The organism is Marinobacter pelagius (genome assembly GCF_900114925.1).
GTDB lineage: Bacteria > Pseudomonadota > Gammaproteobacteria > Pseudomonadales > Oleiphilaceae > Marinobacter > Marinobacter pelagius.
In genome coordinates this window covers 227,476-244,160 of record NZ_FOUR01000004.1, presented here as the reverse complement: position 1 = coordinate 244,160, position 16,685 = coordinate 227,476, and the positions used below count along the sequence as shown (strand labels likewise).

Genomic DNA, 16,685 nt, shown 5'->3' with positions numbered 1-16,685 from the left:
TTAGAGTGAACGCCCGGCATCGGTTTCAATAGCCTCGAATCCGGCCACAAGGTCCAGCAGTTCCGAGGTTATGACCGTTTGCCTGGCGCGTCGGTAGTCCATCGTCACGTCACCGAGTCTTTCCTCCAGATTACGTTCGGCCGCCTGCATGGCGGCCAGGCGCCCACCATGTTCGCTGGCCTGGGATTCCGCGCAGGCCCGGAACAGCAGAACGAACAGATACTGATCCAACAGACGCCGGAACAGTGCTGCCCGGTCCATGCTGTAGGTGGGCAGGCTGCGGGAGGGCCAGGGTTCCTCTTCCAGCCGGTGGAAACGTCTGAGGTTTACCGGTAACAGCTCTACGCCGGTGGGGTGGTAGCCCTGCATCCTGGAGTGGCGGTTGTAAAACAGGTAGACATAATGCACGCCGCCCTGTTCGCGCCATTCATCGATCTTCAGGAGAATCTGGCCGACGGTTTTGGTGATCTGGCTGGCCGAGCCCGGTACCGGAAACTCCTCCTCGATAGCTTGCCCGGCGTGTTCCAGGCTGGCTGCGGCCCTGGTACCCACGGCGAGGATTCTCCGGTTGTCCTTGTCCGCCGGAATGCCCTCCATGCGTTCGAGCGAAAACTCCACGATTTCCTCGTTGAAACGCCCGCACAGTCCATGATCCGAACCGAAAATGACAGCGCCCAGCCGATGCCCCTCTGAACTGGAAACCGCCGCGAAGCTTGAGGGATCAAAGTCCTTCAGGACCACGTGCAGCCCCATTTCAACGGTCCGGTAGTAGCCCGAGAGTGCCCGAACGGCCTGCTCGTACTGGTGGATATTGGCCGCCGAGAGCGCCTTCATGGTTTTCACGATGCCACGGAGGTCGTCAAGGCTGTCCAGCTGTTTCTGCAGATGCTCGAGCGATTCCATGTCAGGTGTCGTCCGTTTCCGAAGGTGCGAATTCTGCCAGTGCATCCTGAATGCACTCGGTGGTCCGCTGCCACTGTTCGTCATCCAGCTTCTTGCCGGCGTCCATTTGTGCGCAGATTTCCGGCAGGGCCGACACCAGGTGCTGCTGAATCTTCTGCTCCGCTTCCGTCACCTTTTCTGCTGGCAGGTCATCCAGCAGCCCCGCATTAACCGCGAAGAGAATGACGGCCTGCTCGCAGGCTCTCAGGGGCTGGTGTTCGTGCTGTTTCAGCACCTCCCGAACCCGCCGGCCGCGCTCGATGGTGGCGCGGGTATCGTCGTCCAGGCGGGTGGAAAATCGTGCAAAGGTCTCCAGTTCCTCGAACTGCGAGTAGGCGAGGCGCAAATCGCTGGCAACGCTGCGCAGCGAAGGATGCTGGGTTTTCCCGCCCACCCGTGACACCGATTTACCCACGTGGATGGCCGGCAGGAGACCTTTCTGGAACAACGTTGGCGACAGGTAGATCTGGCCGTCGGTGATGGATATCAGGTTGGTGGGAATGTAGGCGGAGATATCCTGGGCCTGGGTCTCGATCACGGGCAGCGCGGTCAGTGAACCGCCGCCGAATTCGCTGCGCAGGTGAGTGCTACGCTCAAGCAGCCGGGAATGGATGTAGAAGATATCACCCGGATACGCCTCCCGGCCCGGCGGCCGTCGTAACAGCAGTGACAGCTCCCGGTAGGCTCTGGCATGGCGGGTCAGGTCGTCGTAGACGATCAGCGCATCCTGGCCCTGTTCCATGAAATACTCCGCCATGGTGGTGGCGGCGTAGGGCGTGATGTAGCGCAGGCCCGGGGGATCGTCGTCCGAGGCGACCACCACCACGGTATGTTCCATGGCCTTGTGTTCGCGGAGGGTTCCCACCACCTTGGCCACCGAGGTGGCACGCTGGCCGACCGCACAGTAGATGCATACTACATCCTTGTCTCGCTGGTTGATGATGGTGTCGATGGCAATGGAGGTCTTGCCGGTCTGCCGGTCGCCGAGGATCAGTTCCCGCTGCCCCCGGCCAATGGGAATGAGGGCGTCGATGGATTTGATGCCGGTCTCCAGCGGCGTGGTCACCGGCGCCCGCTCGATGATTTCCGGTGCCGGTCGTTCAATGGGGCGGCGTTCATGGAACTCAAGCGGTTTGCCCCCGTCCAGCACCCGACCGGTGGCGTCAATCACCCGGCCCAGCAGCCCGTCGCCCACGGGGGTATCGGTTTCCCGACCGGTTGCGGTCACCCGTATGCCGGCACTGAGCTTGTCGCTGTCGCCCAGCAGCATGATGCCCACTTCCTCCGGCTCCAGGTTGATGGCCACCCCGAGAACCCCATCGGGAAACTGCACCAGCTCCTCCGAGGTAACGCTGGCGAGGCCCCGCACCCGGGCAATGCCGCCACCCACCTGCAGCACGGTCCCCGTTTCCTGGCTGTGCAGGGTGAACCGGTTGTCCTGGGCCACGGTCCGGATGGTGGCCATGGTCTCATCCAGCATCTGAATCAGCATGGCGTCAGGCTCCCGGCTCGGTGGTTTCGAGAGGCTCGAAGGCCTTCTCGACGCTGGCGGTAAGCTCTTCCAGATAATCGGACAGGTTCCAGCTGATCCGCTGGCTTTCACAGGTCAGTTCGACGCCGCAGATCAGCTCCGGTACTTGGGTGTAGTTGACCGCCAGGTCAGCGCCGACCAGTTCGTGAATCGCGCGGGTGAGGGTGCTGCGCTGGCCTGGATCAAGCTCGAAGGAAGTGGCAATGGTGGCCGGTTCTGAAGAGCGCCCCAGGGCTTCGCGGGTTTCCTCATCCAGCTCATGCAGTTTGCGGATGAAGGTATGGGCAATGCGCTCCTCAAGTCGTTCGTCGGCCAGATCCTGCAGGGCCTTCCGGATAACGGTTTCGACTACCTCCAGGGACTGGTGCCTCAACCCGTCGATAAATGCCGTCTTTTCCTCGCTGACTTCCCGCATCCAGTGGCTACGTACACGGGCGGTTTCCTCCCGGGCCTGATCGATCATCTGGCTGCGGGTCTGCCTCGCTTCCTGGCGGGTCTCTTCCAGCAATTCCTCCCGTTCTTTCTCGAAACTGGCCAGTTTCTGCTGGTAGCTTTGTTTCTCCCTGAGCGCCTCCTGCTCACGGCTGTCCGCCTCGTCCATGCGGTTGCGGATTTTCTGATCACGCCGGTCCATGGCCCGGATCACCGGCTGATAGAGGAAATGCTTGAGCAGCCAGACCAGGATCAGGAAGTTGACGACCTGGGCTGAGACCGTGATCCAGTTGATCTCCATGGATCAGCCTCCGGCGGCGGCCGTTACGTGATCCCAGAACGGATTGGCGAAGATCAGGATCATCGCCACCACAAAGCAGTAGATCGCGGTTGACTCGATCATGGCCAGACCCACGAACAGCGTGCGGGTAATCGTGGCGGATTCATCCGGCTGCTGGGCAATGGCGCTCAGGGCCTGGGCCACGGCGCGGGCTTCCCCGAACGCGGGCCCGATCGAGCCGATAGCGATGGTCAGGCCGGCGGTGATAACCGACACCATGCCGATCAGGGAAATACTGTCCATAGGCAACTCCTTTAGGGTTCCGAGGGTGTGTTGTGCTGGTGTTCATCGGACTCGCCATGTTCATGGGCCGAGGTGGCCGAAGCGATGTAGACCATGGCGAGAATGGCAAAGATGTAAGCCTGGATCATGCCGGTGAGCAGCCCCAGTAACTGCATGACCACCGGAAAGAAATAGGGCGTCAGGCTCAGCAAAATAGCGACAATCACCGTACCGCTCATGATGTTGCCGTAAAGGCGCACAGCCAGGGCCACGGTGCGGGAAACCTCGCCAATCACGTTGAACGGCAGCATCAGCGGGGTCGGCTTGATGTAATGCTGGAGGTACTCCCCGGCACCCTTGCTGGCAATGCCGAATACCGGCACCGCCACAAACACGCAGATGGCCAGGGCCGTGGTGGTCGACAGTGACCCCGTGGGAGCCATGTAACCGGGAATCACATTGAGCAGGTTGGCCATGGCGATGAACAGGAACAGGGTGCCGACGAAGGGCAGGTAGGGCCCCGGTTGTTGGTGGCTGACCTGGGCAATCTGGTTCCGGATGCCGACCACCAGCACTTCCAGCAGGTTCTGCCAGCGAGACAGCTTGGGGTCTTCGGACAGTCCCCGGGTGACCAGCCAGGAGCCCAGAGTGAGCAGCGCCATCACCAGCCAGGTAAACACGATGGTCGCATTCAGGGCGAAATCGCCCCATTGCCAATAGACAATGCTGTCCGGCGTGATGGTCATGCCTGCGGATCCTCCCCGGCCAGGGTGGCCTGAATCCGGTGCTTCATGACCAGCCGGGGCAGGGTGAAGCCGATTGCCGCCACCAGCAAATACTCCCAGCCGGCCACTCGGGCAAGCAACAGGAATCCCGCGAGGGTGATTCCAAACCGGATTAACAGGCTGGCGAGCATCAGCAAGGCGGGATGATCAGCGGTTGGTAACCGGCGGACGGTCAGCCACAGGCCCCAGAGAAAGGCGCTACCCAGCAGGCAACCGAACGCAAAACTGGCCCCGTAGCCCAGCATGACTCCGGCAAGGGTTTCTCCTTCAATCATCCTCACTCTCCTGTTTGATCCAGTACCAGGCATTCAGGCAACCCAGTGCCACGCCGATAATCAGCAGGGTCAGTGTCCAGGAAACCTCCCCGGGCCAGCGCCGGTCGGCCCAGACCCCGATGGCGATGCCGATCAGGGTCGGAACCGCCACAGACCAGCCCACCAACCCGAACATGCCCAGCCCGAACCAGGCCGTCCGGCGGCCCCTCGCCCGGGCTTGCCGCTTGCGCTCGGCCCGGCGGCCCACTTTGCGGCCCAGATCTCCGGGGTCCTTGTCTGTCCCCGGTGTGTTGGGGTCATCAGCCATGGAATTCTTCCCTCAGATCAAGGAACCGCCGCAAGGCACCGGCTTCAAGCCGGGCCAGGGCGCTGCGGGCCTTGCGTTCGTGTTCGTCCAGCTCCAGGAAGCGTTCCTCGATCAGTGCCTGCAACTCGGTGATGTCCGTTCCGATGACGCCCTGGGGCGTGGAGATGGACACATCGCGCCCGCACTTCACCAGGATGCCCCGGTCCACGGCGGCAAAATGTTCCTCCCCCTCCACGGTATAGAAGGAAAGGACGCCCGGTACCAGTGCCGCCACAAAATCGATGTGCCTGGGCAACAGGCAGAACTCGCCGTTTTCCGCCTCAGCAATGATTTTGGAGACGGGCTGCTCCAGCAGCACTTCCGTTGGCAGCAACAAACGGAGGTGCATGGAGCCGGGGGGCGATGGTTGATCAGGACTCATGGCTGGCCTCCGGAATGTCCACTTCATCGATGTCACCAATCATGTACAGCGCTTTCTCGCTGACCTTCTCGAACTCGCCGGCCAGTATCCGCTCGCAGCCGGCGATGGTTTTTTCCAGGGGCACGAGACGACCGCTTTTGCCGGTGAACTGCCCGGTGGTGAAGAAGGGCTGGGTCAGGAAACGCTCCAGCCTTCGAGCCTTGCTGACCGTGGCCCGGTCTTCCCGGGACAGTTCTTCCATTCCGAGCATGGAGATAATGTCCTTGAGATCCTCGTATTCCGCCAGGGTGCTGCGCACGGCCTGGGCTACCCGGTAATGGCGATGGCCGACAATGGTGGGGGTCAGCATTTTCGAATCGGTTTTCAACGGGTCTACAGCAGGGTACAGGCCCTGACTGGCCCGTTTCCGGGACAGAACGATGGAGGCGGTCAGGTGCGAGAAAATATGGGTGGCGGAAGGATCCGTCAGGTCATCCGCGGGCACATAGACCGCCTGCACCGACGTGATACTGCCGTTGCGTGAGCTGCAGATCCGCTCCTCCAGGGCCGCCAGTTCGGTGGCCAGGGTCGGCTGGTAACCCACCCGGGATGGAATCCGCCCCATCAGGCCGGACACCTCGGTGCCGGACTGCACGAACCGGAAGACATTATCGATCAGCAGCAACACATCCCGCTTCTGCACATCCCGGAAGTGCTCCGCGATGGTCAATGCCGCATGGCCGACCCGGAACCGGGCGCCCGGTGGCTCGTTCATCTGGCCGTAGACCAGCACGGCTTTTTCCAGCACCCCGGATTCCTTCATGGAGCTGTACATATCCTCGGCCTCGCGCATGCGCTCGCCAATGCCGCAGAACAGGCTGATGCCCTCGTACTGCTCCGCCATGTTGTTGATCATTTCGTTGATCAGAACCGTCTTGCCCACACCCGCGCCGCCGAACATGCCAGACTTGCCGCCGCGCTCCATGGGCGCGAGCAGATCGATGGCCTTGATGCCGGTTTCAAAAATCTCGGTACTGGTGGTGCGCTCAGCGAGCGGCAACATGGGGCGGTGGATGGGCCAGTATTCGGAGGTTTCTATGGGCGCGCCGCCATCCACCGGTTTGCCGAACACATTGATCATGCGGCCCAGCAATGCGGGGCCGACCGGTACCTTGAGCCCGGCCCCCGTCTGTCTGACCGGCATACCCCGGGCCAGCCGCCGGGTGGAATTCAGGGCAATGCAGCGGACCGTGGCGGTATCTAGGTGGGTCTGCACCTCCAGCACCACATGCCAGTCCTTGCCGGTTCGCAGTTCGGCGTTCCGGGAGGGCAGCGCAGAACCAAAACACACATCCACCACGTTACCCCGTACCGCTGTGATGCTGCCCTGGCCGTCGGTAGGCCTGCTCCTGCTGGTCATGGCGCTGCTCCTGCGGATTCGGCCTGTGCCACCTTTTCCTTAACCCTGAGAAAGCTGTCCGGGCTCACCGAAAGAAAATCGATACCGCAGTTGACCAGAAACGCCGCAAACTCCGGATGGTCGCTTGGTGCCTGCCCGCAGAGGCCGACTTCCCGGCCATGGCGATGGGCGGTATCGATCAGGCGGGCGATCATCCTCTTGATGGTTTCATGGTGATCATTGAATAGTTCTGACAGGCGTTCCGAGTCCCGGTCCACACCGAAGGTGAGCTGGGTGAGGTCATTGGTGCCGATGGAGAAACCGTCAAACCGTTCACTGAATTCGTCCGCCAGTTCGATATTGGCGGGCACCTCGGCGGTCATGTAAACGGCAAGGCCTCGCTCACCGCGGACCAGCCCGTTCGCTGACAACTCCTCCAGCACCTTGTCCGCTTCCTCCGGCGTGCGGCAAAACGGGATCATGATCCGGAGGTTGTCCATTGCGAGTTCATCCCTTGCTGTTCTGATCGCCTGGCACTCGAGAGCAAAGGCCTCCCGAAATTCGGCACTGTAATAGCGGCTCGCCCCACGCCAGCCCAGCATCGGATTGGCTTCCAGTGGTTCGAAGTCACGGCCTCCGATCAGTTTTACCTGCTCGTTGGTCTTGAAGTCGCTGGTGCGGATGGTGACCGGTTTCGGATATTGGGAGGCAGCCAGTTGAGCGATGCCCTGGGCGAGGGTTTCCGTTAAGTAGGTTCCGGGATCCTGCCAGCCCGCCGTGAGCGCCGAGATCCGTTTGCGCTCTTCCTTGTTTGTAATCCGTTCAGGGTAGAGCAGGGCCATCGGATGGACTCCGATGAGGTTTCGGATGAGGAACTCCATCCGCGCGAGGCCGATACCGTCGGCAGGCAGGTCTTGCCAGCGCAGGGCAGCTGTGGGATTGGCCAGATTGAGCATGATCCGAGTGCGGGTGGTGGGAATGGAGTCGGGGTTTATCTCCGATACCTGAATGTCCGCAAAACCCTCGTAGACGAAACCTTCGTCGCCTTCGGCACAGGAAACGGTAACGGGATCGCCATTCCTGAGCCGCGTAATGGCCTCGCCAGCATTAACGATGGCAGGAATCCCCAGTTCGCGGCATGCGATGGCTGTGTGGGAGGTGCGGGTTCCATGTTCGGTCACGACGGCATTGGCACGCTCCAGAACCGGTAGCCATTCAGGCCCGGTGTCGGCGCAGACCAGCACGCAGTGATCCGGGCAAACGCCAGCTGCCTGCAGTGACTCCGCTTTGCAGACTGTGCCAGTGCTAACGCCAGTGCCAATGGCGATGCCTCGAGCCAGTTCGCGACCCCGATGGGTGATGCTGAAGCGATTCAGGCAGCCGTTGGGAACGGAGGATACCCTGCGACATTTTGTCGCACGCATGGGGGTTGGCAGGGCGGGGGCTTCCGGACTTTGCCCTGAGTATTCCTCATTGGAGATCTGTCTGTCCCGCACGGCCATATCAGGCTCCGTAAGGCATTGAGTGGGTTTGCCTAAAGGTTAGCAGGCTCTCTGTGAATTATCGTTGGGACGCCCAAATTTTAGGTACTGTGGTTAGGCTATTTTTATTCCGAAAACTTATTTGAATATCCCTGTAGTTCTATCTATTGTCCAACTAGGGCGAGGCCCGAAATTTGTTTTTATAAAGGGAAGTATCATGAGAACTACAACGACAAAATTTGTAAGGAAACCGCTGGCTGCTGCGGTGATGTGTTCTGCGATTGGTTTGTCGCCGGCAGTGCTGGCGGCAACAATTGAGAATGTTAATACCAATAATCTGTCTGTTCCGCCGGTTGAGGGAAAGACGCTGGTTTATACCGATACTGCGGGTACCGCGACTTTTGGCTGGTTTGATCCGGTCAACGATAGTGGTGACATTGGTCTGGGAATGTCTGTCTATAACGAAATCTTCAGTGCTGCTGGGGAGACTTTTCAGGGCTGCATTATGGCCCAAACTGATCTTGAGTCTGACCCGGAAGCTCCTCAGGCCCAGCAGGATTCGCCAAATTGCCTGGCTCCTGGCGATTCCGGTAAGCGGTTTAAACTCAAGACAACTGAAACCAACGGACCCATTGATCTTGTGTTCGATGTAACCGCTGATGAAGCATCTAAGCTTTATCGGGTAATTGGTAAGTTCTCAAACCTGACCGACGGAACAAATTCTGTTGATGGTATTCTCAAAGCCCTCCGCTTCGAAACCGGTTTCGGGGTCGGTAATGAGTTTATGCCCTCTTCTGCTGAGGATGGCCTGTCCTTCGGGATGGAAGCGGATGGTCAGTCGAAAATTTCCGCCGGCAATCTCGGTAAATTCCCAGGCGGCCTGTTTGGCGGCAGCAAAGTAGAGGGCCTGCCTTTCTTCAGCACTAGCGTCGCCGAGTTTATTGAAAGTACGGATACGGTTAGTGTTCAGGATAAGTTGGAAACCAATGGGGAAATACCAACTCCGTACACTGATCTGGTAGGCGCCGACAGCGGCTGGCTGGCCTTGGCTAACGTGCCGACGGGGTGGTTTATCGACCACGATGGTAATCCATCGAACGATTCCATCCTTCTGGCTTACGATGATCCCGAGACTGCTGAAGAGGATTGGATGACCAATGAGAAGGTCTTCCAGGCAGCGGTTGGCGATTGGGATGGCAAAGTAACTTATGAGTTTGATCACGACAACGATCAAACTACCGACCCTATTCTCGTGGATATTGACGCCGTCAACTGGGACCCCAATGGGGACTCATTTGCCGACCCAGTGACTGTAACTGTGGATGTTGATAACGGGGATGGAACTACCACGCCCACGGATTTTACGACTCAGGATTACGTGAAAGACGTTTCGCCGCTGGTTGAAACTTTGGGCGAGGGCGATCCTGAAGATGCTGTTGTAGATGCAGTCATCCTTGAGCCAAAGGAAGCTTCCGCACTCTACGTCGCGGATTACGACACCACGGATGATGTTACTGAAGGTTTCTATGTCCTAATCGACGGTGAAGCAGTGGAAATTGCGCCGTTCGGAGATTGGGACACCACACCAGTAACAGTAATCGACAGCACCAATAGTGATGCGCTCTTCGCAACCTGGAACCCTGATCCAGATCCCACTGTTGAAGGTGAGGAGGGAATCTATGAGGTCGATGGGGCCTACGTAGGTACGACAGTCACGATCAACGCTGAAGAGGTTGTTGTTCCAGAGACCTTTACGTTGGATGAGATGATTGCTATCAGTGGTCCTCCTGATTCAGATACCGCTACTCTTATCAGGCAGCCGGGTTATGTTCAGGGGCCGATTGAAGATCTGGCCAACGTAAACATTAACACTTCGGTTGCCGTATCGGGCACCAGCACTTGGCCAACCTGTACCGGTGACGGTACGGAAACGAGCTGTACCTTCACACTGCGGGTTACAGGCCTGAACGATGCTGTCGAGGTGCCGACTATCCCGGTAACGCCGGTTGAGCCGACGCCTGAACCTGAACCGGAAGAGCCCGCGGCGTCTTCCAGCGACGGTGACGGCACCATCTTCGGTTGTACCGCAGGCAAGCCGGGATCTCCGTTCGATCCGGTTCTGCCCAGCATGGTACTGGCGGCTCTGGCCGGTCTGTGGGCGCGCAAGCGTCGCGGGACTGCCTGATTCGGTTGGTATCTGAGTAGTAAACGAAAACGGGGCTGAATTTCAGCCCCGTTTTTTTATTCCCGGTGAAGTTGACGGGCCTTGAATCAGCCACCGCCACCCTGGCCGCCGGAACCCTTGATCTTGTACTCCTGGCTGTTGCCACCGCCGCCAGCGCCCTTGCCGCCGCGGCTGCCTTGGCTGCCATTCATCATGCCCTGACCATTGCCCTGGCCTTGTCCGCCTCCCATTCCCTGGCGATTACCCTGGCCCTGGCCGTTCATGCCCTGACCGTTACCACGGCCCTGGCCGTTCATCATGCCTTGGCCCTGGCCTTGACCATTCATCATGCCCTGGCCCTGGCCGTTCTGAAGCTCTACGCCGCGCTCGCGGGCGCGCTCAAGCATGCGTTCCCGGTGGCGCTGCAGGTATTGCTGCCGTTCCGCCTGGGTGTTCAGGTTCTGCATGGTCTGGCGGTGTTCCTGCATCTCCTGTTGGGTCATCAGCTCCCGGCCGAAGACCGCTTCTTCTTCCTGGGCTGCGAGGGGAAAGCTGGCCATGGTAACGAGCATGGCAGCGCCGGCGGTGCGAATCAGTGAGGTTTTCAGTTTCATGGTGTTCTCCTCCCGAATGAGACTGTATCTGCAGTGTAGTTCAGCGCCGCCTGGCGGGAAGTTATTACTAGTACCTACCACATAAGGTCATCAGGGATCTCGTAGCCGGCGTAGGGATCGTCATCGCCCTGGTCGTCCTGCTTGCGGTCATGCAGCACCACGACGGCGCCTTCGTCACGCTCCATGATTTTGCGGGCCACCTTTTCCGGTACCACATCGTAGTTTTCGCCCAGGCGAACCACCGCCAGGCGGCCACGGGAGAGCTGGTCCACCATGGTGTCGTCCACCAGGATTTTCTTGATCTTCTTGCCGTCCACGAACTGGTAGGAGGTTTCGCCCCGGCTGCGATCCAGGCGGTTGGTTTCCACCAGCTGGCGGATCTGGGCCTGGATGGCTTTTTTCTCCGCCTCTTTCTGGCGCTGCAGGTTCAGCTGGCGGTCCCGTTCGGCCTTTTCTTCCCGGGCCTGGCGGGCGCGGATTTCCGCCTCGTTGACCTGTACCGCCCCTTTGGGCTGCTGTTTGCGTTGCTTGCGCTTCTCGCTGCGGATGGCCTTGGCTTTTTTCTCGTCGGCCAGGCCGGCTTTCAGTAACTGATCCTGTAGGGATGCCATCGGTAGCTCCGTTCTTTATTTACCAAATCGGGTATCCTGATGGTGTAGTATACGCGCTCGTTTTTGCCTCCATAACCAGCATCGGCTGTCCCCGGGATTTTCTTGTATGTCTTCCTTTAAAGAATTTGGTCTTTCACCCGCCATGGTTGCCAATCTTGAGCAGCTTGGTTTCAAGCAACCTACCGAGATCCAGGCCAAAGCATTGCCCCATTGCCTGGCCGGTAGGGATGTTATTGCCATGGCCCAGACCGGCAGCGGGAAAACGGCAGCCTTTGGCATTGGATTGATCGAGGGCCTCCGGCCGCGCCTGTTCGCCGTGCAGGCGGTGGTGCTTTGCCCGACCCGGGAGCTGGCGGACCAGGTAGCCAAATCCCTGCGGGAACTGGCCCGGGCCCGGAAGAACATCAAGGTGCTTACCCTGTGTGGTGGCGTTGCCATTGGCCCCCAGATCGGCTCCCTGAGCCACGGAGCCCATATTGTTGTGGGCACGCCCGGACGCATCCAGGACCATCTGCGCAAGGGCACGCTGAAGCTGGATAAAGCCACCACGGTTGTGTTGGACGAGGCCGACCGGATGCTGGACATGGGTTTCCAGGAAGCCATGGAGGATATCCTTTCCCACACGCTGGATGCTCGCCAGACCCTGATGTTTTCGGCGACCTGGCCGGAGGCCATCCGCAAACTCAGCAGCCAGTATCAGCGTGAGCCGGTGGATGTGAGGGCGGAGTCGTCCGGGGAGAACCCGGACATCCGCGAGCTGTTCTATGAAATTCCTGCAGGCAGCGCGGCCGAGGCGGTGATGGCGGTGCTGTCGGAGCGGCAGCCGGCTTCCTGCATTGTCTTCTGCACCACCAAGCAGCAGTGTGACGATCTTGCCGGCAGCCTGAGGGACAGCGGCTTTTCAGCTCTGGCGCTGCACGGAGATCTGGAGCAGCGGGATCGGGATAGTGTGCTGGTGCGTTTCGGCAACCAGAGCTGTTCGGTGCTGGTGGCTACCGATGTGGCTGCTCGCGGGCTGGATATCAAATCCCTGCCGCTGGTGATCAACGCCGAGCCGGCGAGGGATCCCGAAGTTCATACGCACCGGGTGGGCCGGACCGGCCGCGCGGGTGAGCAGGGCTTGGCGGTCACCCTCTGCACGCCTGCCAAAGGGCACAAGATCAGCCAACTGGAAGCCGCCCGCAAGCGACCGGTGGAGTGGGGCGATACCGAAGCCCTGCTGGCAGTGCCGCGCCGCCCGGTGGCGCCAGCCATGCGGACGCTCTGCATCGCCGGTGGTCGCAAGGACAAAGTGCGCCCTGGTGATGTCCTGGGCGCGCTGACGGGTGACGCGGGTATTCCCGGCAAGGCCGTGGGCAAGATCGATCTGTTTGATTTTCAGTGTTTTGTTGCGATCGACCGGGAGTTTGCAGCCAAGGCCCTTAAGCGGCTCGAACAGGGGCGGATCAAGGGGCGGAAAATACGTGTCCGATATGCCTGAATCCGGCACGGTGGAGTGAGCTGAAAAGTTGTCATTTCAGGCCGCGAGCCTCGGAAAGCGCGTATGGCAAAACTCATTCAGGTTGCTCAGGGCAGGCGAAAACGGTAAATTACGCAGGATTTTGCCTCCCGATTTGTCCCGATAAGGCTGTGAGACCTTAGTCTAAGTGGTCTGACCGGGCAAGGCGGGGAAATCACACAAACCAATACAGGTAGCTGTTCGATATGAATGAGCTGATGTCACAAGCCTTTGATCTGATGATCGCAGGCATGGGCTTCGTGTTCGTGTTCCTGATTGTTCTGGTATTCGCGACACTCCTCATGTCCAAACTCATTGGACGGTTTGCGCCACCAGAGCCGGCAACCCCGGCCAGAACGCCACGTGCCAAGCCGCAGGCGCCAGCGTCGGTTGATCCTGACACCGCCGAGGCCATCAAGAAGGCGATTGCACAATACCGGTCACGCCACAAGAAGTGACCCGGTAACAGATTAGAACCTTTTAACAGAAGGCTGACACGATGACTGACACAAAGAAACCGCTGGGGATTACGGACGTAATTCTGCGTGACGCCCACCAGTCCCTGCTTGCCACCCGTATGCGGCTGGATGACATGCTGCCCATTGCCGAGAAACTCGACAAAGTCGGTTTCTGGTCTCTGGAATCCTGGGGTGGAGCTACCTTTGACTCCTGCATCCGTTACCTGGGTGAAGATCCCTGGGATCGTATCCGTGAGCTGAAAAAAGCCATGCCCAACACGCCGCAGCAGATGTTGCTGCGTGGTCAGAACCTGTTGGGTTACCGCCATTACGCGGATGACGTGGTAGAGCGGTTTGTGGACCGTGCCGCCGAGAACGGCGTGGACGTATTCCGTATCTTCGATGCGATGAACGACCCCCGTAACCTGGATACCGCCATCAAGGCGGTCCGCAAGACCGGCAAGCACGCCCAGGGCACCATTTCCTACACCACCAGTCCGGTGCACACCATCGAGATGTGGGTCGACTTGGCCAAGGAAATCGCCTCCATGGGCGCCGATTCCATCGCCATCAAGGACATGGCCGGTATTCTGAAGCCCTACGTGGCCTATGACCTGGTCAGCCGCCTGAAGAAAGAACTGGATATTCCGATCCACATGCAGTGCCACGCAACGACTGGCATGTCGACCGCCACCGCCATCAAGGCGGCGGAAGCTGGTATCGATAACGTGGATACTGCCATCTCCTCCATGAGCATGACCTACGGTCACTCGCCCACCGAAGCCGTGGTTGCGATTCTGGAAGGTACTGACCGTGACACCGGCCTGGATCTGAACCTGCTGGAAGAAATCGCCGCTTACTTCCGCGAAGTGCGCAAGAAGTACGCGAAGTTCGAGGGCAGCCTCCGGGGTACCGATTCCCGCATCCTGATTGCCCAGGTGCCGGGTGGCATGCTGACCAACATGGAAAACCAGCTGCGTGAGCAGAACGCGAGCGATAAGTTCGATCAGGTTCTGGACGAGATTCCCAAGGTCCGCGAAGACCTGGGCTTCATTCCGCTGGTAACGCCCACTTCCCAGATTGTGGGTACCCAGGCGGTACTGAACGTTCTGACTGGCGAGCGCTACAAGTCGATCTCCAAGGAAACCTCCGCCATCCTGAAGGGCGAGTACGGTGCTGCACCGGCTCCGTTCAATAAGGAACTGCAGGAGCGTGTTCTGGACGGAAAAGAGCCCGTGACCTGTCGTCCGGCCGATCTGCTTGAGCCGGAAATGGACAAGCTGACCGACGAGCTGAAGAAGCTGGCCGACGAGAAGGGCATCAAGCTGGCGGAAAACACCGTAGACGACGTACTGACCTACGCGCTGTTCCCGCAGATCGGCCTGAAGTTCCTGGAGAACCGTGGCAACCCGGATGCGTTCGAGCCGGTTCCGACCGCCGAAAGCGCCGCGCCGGCCAAGAAGGCTGAGGGCCCCGAGACCTACACCGTGGAAGTCAACGGCAAGAAGTTTGTGGTTGCTGTTTCCGAAGGCGGTGAGATCAGCCAGATCCAGGGTGAGGGTGGTGCTGCTTCCGCACCGGCCGCGTCCTCCGCGCCTGCTCCGGCAGCCGGTGAAGGCGAGCCTCTGGTGGCGCCATTGGGCGGCAACATCTTCAAGGTTCTGGTTTCTCCGGGTGACACCGTGGAAGAGGGCGATGTCCTGATCATCCTCGAAGCCATGAAGATGGAAACCGAAGTTCGCGCACCTAAAGCCGGTACCATCGGTGAGGTCTTCATCAAGGTCGGTGACGCCGTATCCCCTGATGATGAAATGCTGACAATCGCATAAGGGCCAGCATTCCATGGAAAAATTAATGACACTCTGGACAGGTAGTGGCCTGTTCAACATCGAGCTCGGCCAGGTGATCATGATCGCCATCGGCCTTTTGCTTCTCTATCTTGCAATCAACAAGAAATTTGAGCCGCTGTTGCTGGTACCCATCGGGTTCGGTGGCATTCTGGCGAACATTCCGGAGGCAGGGCTTGCCCTGACTGCGGCGGAAAACGCCATCCACTTCGCGCTGAAGGACGGATCCACGCAAATCCTGGCGGCCCTTGCGGCGCCACTGGACGTGGCCTATCAGGCCGGCCAGGCGGTCACGCCTGAGCTGAAGGAAGCCTTCAAGCAGGCGGTGAAAGAGGCGAGTCACTCCGAAATGGCCGCGGCCAACTCCCTGGCCCAGGATTTCGGTTACGGCAATGGCATGCTGTATAACTTCTACTCTGTGATTATTGGCAGTACCGTTGGTCCGCTGCTGATCTTCATGGGGGTCGGCGCGATGACGGACTTCGGCCCGCTGCTGGCCAACCCCAAGACCCTGCTGCTTGGCGCCGCCGCCCAGTTCGGTATCTTCGGTACCGTCATCGGGGCCGCCCTGCTGGATTGGGCCGGCATTCTGGATTTCACCATCCTGGAAGCGGCCGCCATCGGTATTATCGGTGGTGCCGATGGGCCAACCTCGATCTACGTGTCCAGCGTACTGGCTCCACATCTGCTGGGGGCGATTGCGGTCTCGGCTTATGCCTACATGGCCCTGGTGCCGATGATCCAGCCTCCGATCATGAAGGCGCTGACCTCCCAGAAGGAGCGCGCCATCAAGATGAGCCAGCTGCGCCCGGTGAGCAAGAAAGAGAAGATCATCTTCCCGCTGGTGGTTCTGATTGCGGTGGTTCTGTTCCTGCCGGATGCCGCTCCGCTGCTGGGTATGTTCACCTTCGGTAACCTGATGCGCGAGTGTGGCGTGGTGGAGCGTCTGAGTGACACTGCCCAGAACGCGCTGATCAACATCGTGACCATTTTCCTGGGTCTGTCTGTTGGCTCCAAGCTGATGGCGGACAAGTTCCTGGACGCCCAGACGCTGGGTATCCTGGGCCTGGGTATTGTGGCTTTTGGTGTGGGTACTGCATCCGGTGTTCTGATGGCGAAGCTGATGAATAAGCTGAGCAAGGAGCAGATCAACCCGTTGATCGGTTCTGCCGGTGTATCTGCGGTGCCAATGGCGGCGCGGGTGTCCAACAAGGTTGGCCTGGAGGCCAATCCGCAGAACTTCCTGCTGATGCACGCGATGGGGCCGAACGTGGCTGGTGTTATCGGCTCTGCGGTGGCTGCGGGTGTGATGATCAAGCTGTTGGGCTGATCTCTCGCCGTTGCTTTGAGAAAACCTCGCCCTTTGGGCGGGGTTTTCT

General features: G+C 59.6%; 17 protein-coding genes. 5 read left to right on the top strand and 12 right to left on the bottom strand.

Annotation, left to right across the window (positions count from 1 at the left end; all coding sequences use genetic code 11):
- The 10 genes from BM254_RS10555 to BM254_RS10510 are packed head-to-tail and all read right to left on the bottom strand — an operon-like array spanning position 1 to position 8,135.
- Entirely contained in the window at positions 1-903 is a 903-nt protein-coding gene (locus BM254_RS10555) for a F0F1 ATP synthase subunit gamma (RefSeq protein ID WP_092002902.1), read from the bottom strand.
- 1 nt (position 904) lies between these two features.
- Entirely contained in the window at positions 905-2,434 is a 1,530-nt protein-coding gene (locus tag BM254_RS10550) for an alternate F1F0 ATPase, F1 subunit alpha (RefSeq protein WP_092002899.1), read from the bottom strand.
- 4 nt (positions 2,435-2,438) lie between these two features.
- Positions 2,439-3,206 (bottom strand): F0F1 ATP synthase subunit B family protein, encoded by a 768-nt coding sequence (locus BM254_RS10545; RefSeq protein ID WP_092002896.1) that lies wholly within the window; start codon positions 3,204-3,206, stop codon positions 2,439-2,441.
- Between the two features lie 3 nt (positions 3,207-3,209).
- Positions 3,210-3,488, bottom strand: a complete 279-nt coding sequence (locus tag BM254_RS10540; protein ID WP_092002893.1) for a F0F1 ATP synthase subunit C — start codon at positions 3,486-3,488, stop codon at positions 3,210-3,212.
- A gap of 11 nt (positions 3,489-3,499) precedes the next feature.
- Complete coding sequence (locus BM254_RS10535; protein ID WP_092002890.1) at positions 3,500-4,213, bottom strand: F0F1 ATP synthase subunit A; 714 nt, start codon at positions 4,211-4,213, stop codon at positions 3,500-3,502.
- Positions 4,210-4,527 (bottom strand): ATP synthase subunit I, encoded by a 318-nt coding sequence (locus BM254_RS10530; RefSeq protein WP_175497253.1) that lies wholly within the window; start codon positions 4,525-4,527, stop codon positions 4,210-4,212. The genes BM254_RS10535 and BM254_RS10530 overlap by 4 nt, the downstream gene beginning before the upstream one ends.
- On the bottom strand, positions 4,520-4,834 hold the full coding sequence (locus BM254_RS10525) for an AtpZ/AtpI family protein (RefSeq protein WP_092002883.1): 315 nt from the start codon (positions 4,832-4,834) through the stop codon (positions 4,520-4,522). Before BM254_RS10525 ends, BM254_RS10530 begins: the two co-directional genes overlap by 8 nt.
- Positions 4,827-5,255 (bottom strand): F0F1 ATP synthase subunit epsilon, encoded by a 429-nt coding sequence (locus BM254_RS10520; protein WP_245777427.1) that lies wholly within the window; start codon positions 5,253-5,255, stop codon positions 4,827-4,829. The genes BM254_RS10525 and BM254_RS10520 overlap by 8 nt, the downstream gene beginning before the upstream one ends.
- Positions 5,245-6,654, bottom strand: coding sequence for a F0F1 ATP synthase subunit beta (gene atpD / locus BM254_RS10515; RefSeq protein WP_092002880.1), 1,410 nt, complete (start codon positions 6,652-6,654; stop codon positions 5,245-5,247). Before atpD ends, BM254_RS10520 begins: the two co-directional genes overlap by 11 nt.
- Entirely contained in the window at positions 6,651-8,135 is a 1,485-nt protein-coding gene (locus tag BM254_RS10510; protein ID WP_092002878.1) for a putative PEP-binding protein, read from the bottom strand. Before BM254_RS10510 ends, atpD begins: the two co-directional genes overlap by 4 nt.
- A gap of 196 nt (positions 8,136-8,331) precedes the next feature.
- On the opposite strand from BM254_RS10510, the gene BM254_RS10505 reads away from it, so the two are divergent.
- Entirely contained in the window at positions 8,332-10,299 is a 1,968-nt protein-coding gene (locus BM254_RS10505; protein ID WP_139227063.1) for a choice-of-anchor F family protein, read from the top strand.
- An 86-nt stretch (positions 10,300-10,385) separates the two neighbouring features.
- Here BM254_RS10505 and BM254_RS10500 read toward each other — a convergent pair whose 3' ends face one another.
- Positions 10,386-10,892: a hypothetical protein gene (locus BM254_RS10500; protein WP_092002874.1), complete on the bottom strand. Its 507-nt coding sequence runs from the start codon at positions 10,890-10,892 to the stop codon at positions 10,386-10,388.
- A gap of 74 nt (positions 10,893-10,966) precedes the next feature.
- The gene (locus BM254_RS10495; protein ID WP_092002872.1) at positions 10,967-11,503 is read right to left on the bottom strand and encodes a DUF2058 domain-containing protein; all 537 of its coding nucleotides are present in this window, start codon (positions 11,501-11,503) and stop codon (positions 10,967-10,969) included.
- Positions 11,504-11,609: 106 nt separating this feature from the next.
- Between BM254_RS10495 and dbpA the strand changes: the two genes are divergently transcribed.
- The 4 genes from dbpA (at position 11,610) to BM254_RS10475 (ending at position 16,636) form a co-directional block, all read left to right on the top strand.
- A complete protein-coding gene (dbpA, locus tag BM254_RS10490) occupies positions 11,610-12,983 on the top strand; it encodes an ATP-dependent RNA helicase DbpA (protein WP_092002869.1) in 1,374 nt (457 codons plus the stop codon).
- Between the two features lie 224 nt (positions 12,984-13,207).
- Positions 13,208-13,459 (top strand): OadG family protein, encoded by a 252-nt coding sequence (locus tag BM254_RS10485; protein WP_092002866.1) that lies wholly within the window; start codon positions 13,208-13,210, stop codon positions 13,457-13,459.
- A 41-nt stretch (positions 13,460-13,500) separates the two neighbouring features.
- Positions 13,501-15,288 carry a sodium-extruding oxaloacetate decarboxylase subunit alpha gene (gene oadA / locus BM254_RS10480; protein WP_092002863.1) on the top strand — a complete coding sequence of 596 codons (1,788 nt, stop codon included), beginning with the start codon at positions 13,501-13,503 and terminating at the stop codon, positions 15,286-15,288.
- Between the two features lie 13 nt (positions 15,289-15,301).
- Positions 15,302-16,636: a sodium ion-translocating decarboxylase subunit beta gene (locus BM254_RS10475; protein WP_092002860.1), complete on the top strand. Its 1,335-nt coding sequence runs from the start codon at positions 15,302-15,304 to the stop codon at positions 16,634-16,636.
- Positions 16,637-16,685: the final 49 nt, after the last annotated feature.

Bases quoted from the DNA above. Each gene is read 5' to 3' on its own strand.
- BM254_RS10555 (WP_092002902.1), bottom strand. From the start codon at position 903: ATGGAATCGCTCGAGCATCTGCAGAAACAGCTGGACAGCCTTGACGAC.
- BM254_RS10550 (WP_092002899.1), bottom strand. From the start codon at position 2,434: ATGCTGATTCAGATGCTGGATGAGACCATGGCCACCATCCGGACCGTG.
- BM254_RS10545 (WP_092002896.1), bottom strand. From the start codon at position 3,206: ATGGAGATCAACTGGATCACGGTCTCAGCCCAGGTCGTCAACTTCCTG.
- BM254_RS10540 (WP_092002893.1), bottom strand. From the start codon at position 3,488: ATGGACAGTATTTCCCTGATCGGCATGGTGTCGGTTATCACCGCCGGC.
- BM254_RS10535 (WP_092002890.1), bottom strand. From the start codon at position 4,213: ATGACCATCACGCCGGACAGCATTGTCTATTGGCAATGGGGCGATTTC.
- BM254_RS10530 (WP_175497253.1), bottom strand. From the start codon at position 4,527: ATGATTGAAGGAGAAACCCTTGCCGGAGTCATGCTGGGCTACGGGGCC.
- BM254_RS10525 (WP_092002883.1), bottom strand. From the start codon at position 4,834: ATGGCTGATGACCCCAACACACCGGGGACAGACAAGGACCCCGGAGAT.
- BM254_RS10520 (WP_245777427.1), bottom strand. From the start codon at position 5,255: ATGAGTCCTGATCAACCATCGCCCCCCGGCTCCATGCACCTCCGTTTG.
- atpD (WP_092002880.1), bottom strand. From the start codon at position 6,654: ATGACCAGCAGGAGCAGGCCTACCGACGGCCAGGGCAGCATCACAGCG.
- BM254_RS10510 (WP_092002878.1), bottom strand. From the start codon at position 8,135: ATGGCCGTGCGGGACAGACAGATCTCCAATGAGGAATACTCAGGGCAA.
- BM254_RS10505 (WP_139227063.1), top strand. From the start codon at position 8,332: ATGAGAACTACAACGACAAAATTTGTAAGGAAACCGCTGGCTGCTGCG.
- BM254_RS10500 (WP_092002874.1), bottom strand. From the start codon at position 10,892: ATGAAACTGAAAACCTCACTGATTCGCACCGCCGGCGCTGCCATGCTC.
- BM254_RS10495 (WP_092002872.1), bottom strand. From the start codon at position 11,503: ATGGCATCCCTACAGGATCAGTTACTGAAAGCCGGCCTGGCCGACGAG.
- dbpA (WP_092002869.1), top strand. From the start codon at position 11,610: ATGTCTTCCTTTAAAGAATTTGGTCTTTCACCCGCCATGGTTGCCAAT.
- BM254_RS10485 (WP_092002866.1), top strand. From the start codon at position 13,208: ATGAATGAGCTGATGTCACAAGCCTTTGATCTGATGATCGCAGGCATG.
- oadA (WP_092002863.1), top strand. From the start codon at position 13,501: ATGACTGACACAAAGAAACCGCTGGGGATTACGGACGTAATTCTGCGT.
- BM254_RS10475 (WP_092002860.1), top strand. From the start codon at position 15,302: ATGGAAAAATTAATGACACTCTGGACAGGTAGTGGCCTGTTCAACATC.